The sequence below is a fragment of the Azospirillum sp. genome, from assembly GCF_035627195.1.
GTDB lineage: Bacteria > Pseudomonadota > Alphaproteobacteria > Azospirillales > Azospirillaceae > Azospirillum.
Genome location: NZ_DASPMG010000375.1, coordinates 1 through 4,854 on the forward strand (window position 1 = coordinate 1; position 4,854 = coordinate 4,854).

A 4,854-nucleotide genomic window follows, 5' to 3' on the forward strand; every position below is an offset into this window, starting at 1 on the left:
ACCCCAGCTCCCCGGACAGGATCAGGTAGACCGCGAGCGGCACCGCCAGGATGCGGCCGAACGTGATGATGTTGGGGATGCTCACCGGCGCACCGTTCCTCGTTCCTCGTCGAATCGAACGTTGGGTTTTCGCTGGCGCTCAACCCAACCTACCGGAACCGCGTAGGTTGGGTTGAGCGCCAGCGAAAACCCAACAGATTCCACGCCGCGTCAGTACCGCGGCGAACCCGGCCGCAGGGTGCCCAGCGTGCCGATGGGCGCGGTGGAGCCCTCCGGCAGGGGGGCCGGCGCGCCGCCATACGACGGCGCCGGCAGCGGCGTGCCGCTGATCGACGGCGACGATGCGGACGGCGGCGCCAGCGAAGGCACGGCGGCCGACGGCGGAGCGATGCCGACTCCGGCGCCGCCGGCAGGGGGCAGCGGCTGCAGCTCCGCCCCGCGGCCAGCGAGGCGCAGTTCGTAGGCCGGGCGCGCCGGCAGCACCGGCTGGCCGGACAGCACCGGGGGCTGCGGCGCGGCGCTCAGCGCCAGGTCGCGGCGGGCCAGCGCCTGCTGAAGGCGCTGCACGTCGCCGCGCACGGTCAGCGCGATGATGGCCTCGCTGCGCGACAGCGACAGGATGTCGGCGCGCGTCACGCCGTTGGTACCCGCCAGCCGGCGCCGCGCCTCCACCCAGTCCTCGATGCGGCCGAGGGGGACGGAGACGGTGAAGGTCTGCTCGGCGCCGGAGGAGACGGTGTTCTCCCGCTTCCACATCTCGTCCAGCGTGGCGCCGGTGAAGCTGACGGCACGGCGCATCAGGTCGGGGGCGCGGTCGTCGGGGTCGGGGCGGACGGTGACCGTCTGCTGCTCGCGCGTGCCGTCCAGGCCCAGGCGGGTCACCTCCACGGTCAGCGGCGCCTTCGGATTCGGGCCGCCCGGCGGCAGTTCGGTGCGGGCGACCACGACTCCGCCGGCACGGTGGCGCTGGGCGATGCGGGCCAGCGCCTCGGGCGAACCGGCGAGCGCGTCGGCGGCGGTGATGGCCTGGATGTCCTCCAGCTCGCCGTCCGGCACGACCAGCGGCACCAGGGAGTTGCCGGCGTCCCGCTCCTCCCACGCGTCGCGCCAGGGGGTGCGGTCCTCCCACAGGATGGTGCGGCCATCGGTCACGGTGATGGGCAGCACGACCAGCGGCCGGGTCGGCGGCTCGACGTAGCTGCCCGCCCCGGCGCCCGCCAGTTGCTCGCGCACCGGCGTCGGGCGGAAGCGCACCGTGAAGGTGCCGACGTAGCGGGTGGCCGAGACCTTCTCGTTGTCGATCTCGAACCCCTGCACGAGGCGGGCGAGGTCGTAGTCCGACAGCTTCGGCGCCGCACCGCCGCCCGGCACCATGCGCTGGTACAGCGTGTCCCACGCCTTGCGCTGCGCCTGGGTGATGGCCTGGTCGCGCGCGGCGTTGGCGTTGGCGGCGGCAACGTCCACCTGGATGCCCGACACGGCGAAGGCGTCGTTGGCGGACTGCGGCGGGGGGGCCACGATCTGGGCGCCCGCGGGGCCGGTCAGGCCCGCCAGGAGAAGCAGGACGGCGGCGAGGCCCGCGCAAAGGGACCAGCGACGGCGGTGGAGCATTGCAATGCCTTCCGATTCGAGTATGTTCGGCCCGTTCCGTTGGCCCGGTATATAGCCCAGCCCAAGCGAGGATACCATCAGCACCCAGTCGAAAAACACGTCCGACGCCTACAAAGAAGCGGGCGTGGACATCGATGCCGGCAACGCGCTCGTCGAAGCGATCAAGCCGCTTGCCCGCTCCACCGCACGGCCCGGGTCCGACGCCGGACTCGGCGGCTTCGGCGCGCTCTTCGATCTGAAGGCCGCCGGCTACCGCGATCCGCTGCTCGTCGCAACGACCGATGGCGTCGGCACCAAGCTCAAGGTCGCGATCGAGACCGGCAAGCACGACACGGTCGGCATCGACCTTGTCGCCATGTGCGTCAACGACCTCGTGGTCCAGGGAGCGGAACCGCTCCTGTTCCTCGACTACTTCGCCACCGGCAAGCTGGAGGTGGAGGCGGGACGCGCCATCGTGTCGGGCATCGCCGAAGGCTGCCGGCAGGCCGGCTGCGCGCTGGTCGGCGGCGAGACCGCCGAGATGCCGGGCATGTACGCCAAGGACGACTACGACCTCGCCGGATTCTCGGTGGGTGCGGTCGAGCGCGAGAACGCGCTGACCGGCGGCACCGTCCAGGCGGGCGACGTGCTGCTCGGCCTCGCGTCGTCGGGCGTGCACTCCAACGGCTTCTCGCTGGTGCGCCGTCTGGTCGAGAAGTCCGGCCTGGGCTACGCCGCGCCGTGCCCGTGGGACGCGGAGAAGGGCCTGGGCGAGGCGCTGCTGACGCCGACGCGCATCTATGTGAAGGGCACGCTGGCCGCCGTGCGCGCCGGGGCCGTGAAGGCGATGGCGCACATCACCGGCGGCGGCCTGATCGAGAACATCCCGCGCGTGCTGCCCGCCGGCCTGGGCGTGACCTTGGACGCCAAGGCGTGGCCGCTGCTGCCGGTGTTCGGCTGGCTGGCGAAGACCGGCGGCCTGACCCCGGCCGACATGGCGCGCACCTTCAACTGCGGCCTGGGCATGATCGTGGTCTGCCCGGCCGAGCGCGCCGAGGAAGCCGCGGCACTCCTGCGCCAGCACGGCGAGACGGTCTACACCGTCGGCACCGTGCACGCGGTGGCGGAGGGCACGGAGCGGGTCACCGTCAACGGGATGGACACGGAATGGCCGGTCTGAAGCCCGCCGGCCTGAAGCCCTCCGGCTTGAAGTTGGGCGTTTTGATTTCGGGCCGGGGGAGCAACCTCCAGGCCCTGATCGACGCCTGCGCCCAGCCGGGCTTCCCGGCGGAGATCGCGCTCGTCCTGTCCAACAAGGCCGATGCCTACGGCCTTGAACGGGCGGCGAAAGCCAGCATCGCCACCGCGGTGGTCAGCCACCGCGACTACCCCGGCGACAAGCCGGCGTTCGAGGCGGCGATGGACGCGGCTCTGCGCGGCGCGGGGGTGGAGCTGGTGTGCCTCGCCGGCTTCATGCGCATCCTGTCGCCGTGGTTCGTCGAGCGCTGGCAGAACCGGCTGATCAACATCCACCCCTCGCTCCTGCCCTCGTTCAAGGGGCTGGACACGCATGAGCGCGCCATCGCGGCCGGCGTGCGCGTGCACGGCTGCACGGTGCACTACGTGCGCCCGGCCATGGACGAGGGGCCGATCATCGTGCAGGCCGCCGTCCCGGTGCTCGGCACCGACGACCCGCACGCCTTGGCCGAGCGCGTGCTGGAGCAGGAGCACCGCATCTACCCCCTGGCCGTCCGCCTGATCGCCGAGGGCCGCGTCCGCGTGGACGGCGAACGCGTGGTTGTGGAAGGGCACGTGCCCGGCACGGACGCGGCGCTGGTCAACCCGGCGGCGTGACGTCTTACCCTCTCCCGCCTCGGGAGAGGGAGGGGCCCGCTCGAAGAGCGGGAGGGTGAGGGTGACTCCAAGGATCCTTGCCCTTGCCCTCACCCGGCCGGCTCCGCCGGCCACCCTCTCCCGGGGCGGGAGAGGGTCATAGCCCACTTGCCGACTCGCGCCGCACTCCCTAATTCCCTCCGGCGACAACCGCCAATAAAGAAGGAGGGGCTCCATGGCTTCGGTTGGTCACCACGAACAGGTCGTCAGCGAGGAACTGGTGCGCGAGCACGCGGCCGGCTGGCACGCGTTCACGCAGTTCACCAAGTACGCCACCGGCGCGGTGGTCGTGCTGCTGGTGCTGATGGCACTCTTCCTGCTGTAACGGCAGGCCGCGTTCACGCGACGGGCGGCTCCTCGCCGTTGGGGAGCCGTCCGAGCAGCAGGTCCCGCACCTCGATCACCAGCGAATCGACCTGATCTTTCCAGTCCGGCTGCGATCCCTGGAGGGCGTACATGACGTGCGTCGCCATGTGCACCAGGGTGGCGCGCACGCATTCCTCCGGCGGGAAGTCGAAATCCAGCGTGTCGCGCAGGAAGACGCCCAACTGGTCGGGCGAGTTCCAATCGTGCACGACGATGGTGTCGAAGCCGCTCTGTCCCAGGAACACGGCGTTCAGCGCGCTGGCCAGCCGGTAGATGGAATTCACCGCCTCGTCCTGGGTCACCGCGTCGGTCATCGCCTCGCGGAACGATTCCAGGCACTTGTCGACGTAGCCGCGGACCAGGAGTTCGACCACCGCCTCGTCGCCGAGGTCGTTGCGTCCCGTCGCGATCGTCGGGGCGAGCGGCGCCAAGAGCGAGATGATCGGCTGCTTGTCCTGGAATTCCATCCCACGTGCTCCTCAGGCGCGCGGCCCCGGCGAGGGCCCTGTTCCTTCGAATATCCTACATCGCCCGGCGTGTCCACGACACCGGCGTAACGGTACAACATCCATGAAACGCGAAAAGGCCGCCCCGAGGGGCGGCCTTTCCCGTGAAAACCCGTGATCGCAGGGATCAGGGGACGATCTCGAGGTCGCTGAAGAAGAAGCGGATCTCCTGGGCGGCCGTCTCCGGCGCGTCGGAGCCGTGCACCGAGTTCGCCTCGATCGACTCGGCGAAGTCCTTGCGGATGGTGCCCTCGGCGGCGTTGGCCGGGTTGGTGGCGCCCATGATCTCGCGGTTGCGGGCGACCGCATTCTCGCCCTCCAGCACCTGCACGACCACCGGACCGGAGGTCATGAAGGTCACCAGGTCGCGGAAGAACGGCCGCTCACGGTGCACGCCATAAAAACGCTCGGCCTGGTCCGTGGTCAGGAACAGGCGCTTCTGCGCCACGATGCGCAGCCCGGCATCCTCGAAGCGGGCATTGATCTTGCCGGTCAGGTT

6 protein-coding genes are annotated in these 4,854 nt (G+C 70.7%); 3 read left to right on the forward strand and 3 right to left on the reverse strand.

Annotated elements, in window-relative coordinates:
- Positions 1–210: 210 nt before the first annotated feature.
- The gene (locus VED21_RS32935) at positions 211–1,611 is read right to left on the reverse strand and encodes a DUF2066 domain-containing protein (RefSeq protein ID WP_324890119.1); all 1,401 of its coding nucleotides are present in this window, start codon (positions 1,609–1,611) and stop codon (positions 211–213) included.
- 76 nt (positions 1,612–1,687) lie between these two features.
- On the opposite strand from VED21_RS32935, the gene purM reads away from it, so the two are divergent.
- The 3 genes from purM to VED21_RS32950 all read left to right on the forward strand — a co-directional run bounded on the left by purM (position 1,688) and on the right by VED21_RS32950 (position 3,808).
- Entirely contained in the window at positions 1,688–2,770 is a 1,083-nt protein-coding gene (purM, locus tag VED21_RS32940; RefSeq protein ID WP_324890129.1) for a phosphoribosylformylglycinamidine cyclo-ligase, read from the forward strand.
- On the forward strand, positions 2,758–3,444 hold the full coding sequence (gene purN / locus VED21_RS32945; RefSeq protein ID WP_324890121.1) for a phosphoribosylglycinamide formyltransferase: 687 nt from the start codon (positions 2,758–2,760) through the stop codon (positions 3,442–3,444). Before purM ends, purN begins: the two co-directional genes overlap by 13 nt.
- A 214-nt stretch (positions 3,445–3,658) precedes the next feature.
- Positions 3,659–3,808: an aa3-type cytochrome c oxidase subunit IV gene (locus VED21_RS32950; protein WP_324890124.1), complete on the forward strand. Its 150-nt coding sequence runs from the start codon at positions 3,659–3,661 to the stop codon at positions 3,806–3,808.
- A gap of 13 nt (positions 3,809–3,821) precedes the next feature.
- Here the strand turns inward: VED21_RS32950 and VED21_RS32955 are convergent, their stop codons facing one another.
- Positions 3,822–4,316, reverse strand: coding sequence for a hypothetical protein (locus tag VED21_RS32955; RefSeq protein ID WP_324890125.1), 495 nt, complete (start codon positions 4,314–4,316; stop codon positions 3,822–3,824).
- A 166-nt stretch (positions 4,317–4,482) separates the two neighbouring features.
- Positions 4,483–4,854: nucleoside-diphosphate kinase (gene ndk, locus VED21_RS32960; protein ID WP_324890127.1), on the reverse strand; the 372-nt coding region annotated here is incomplete at its 5' end.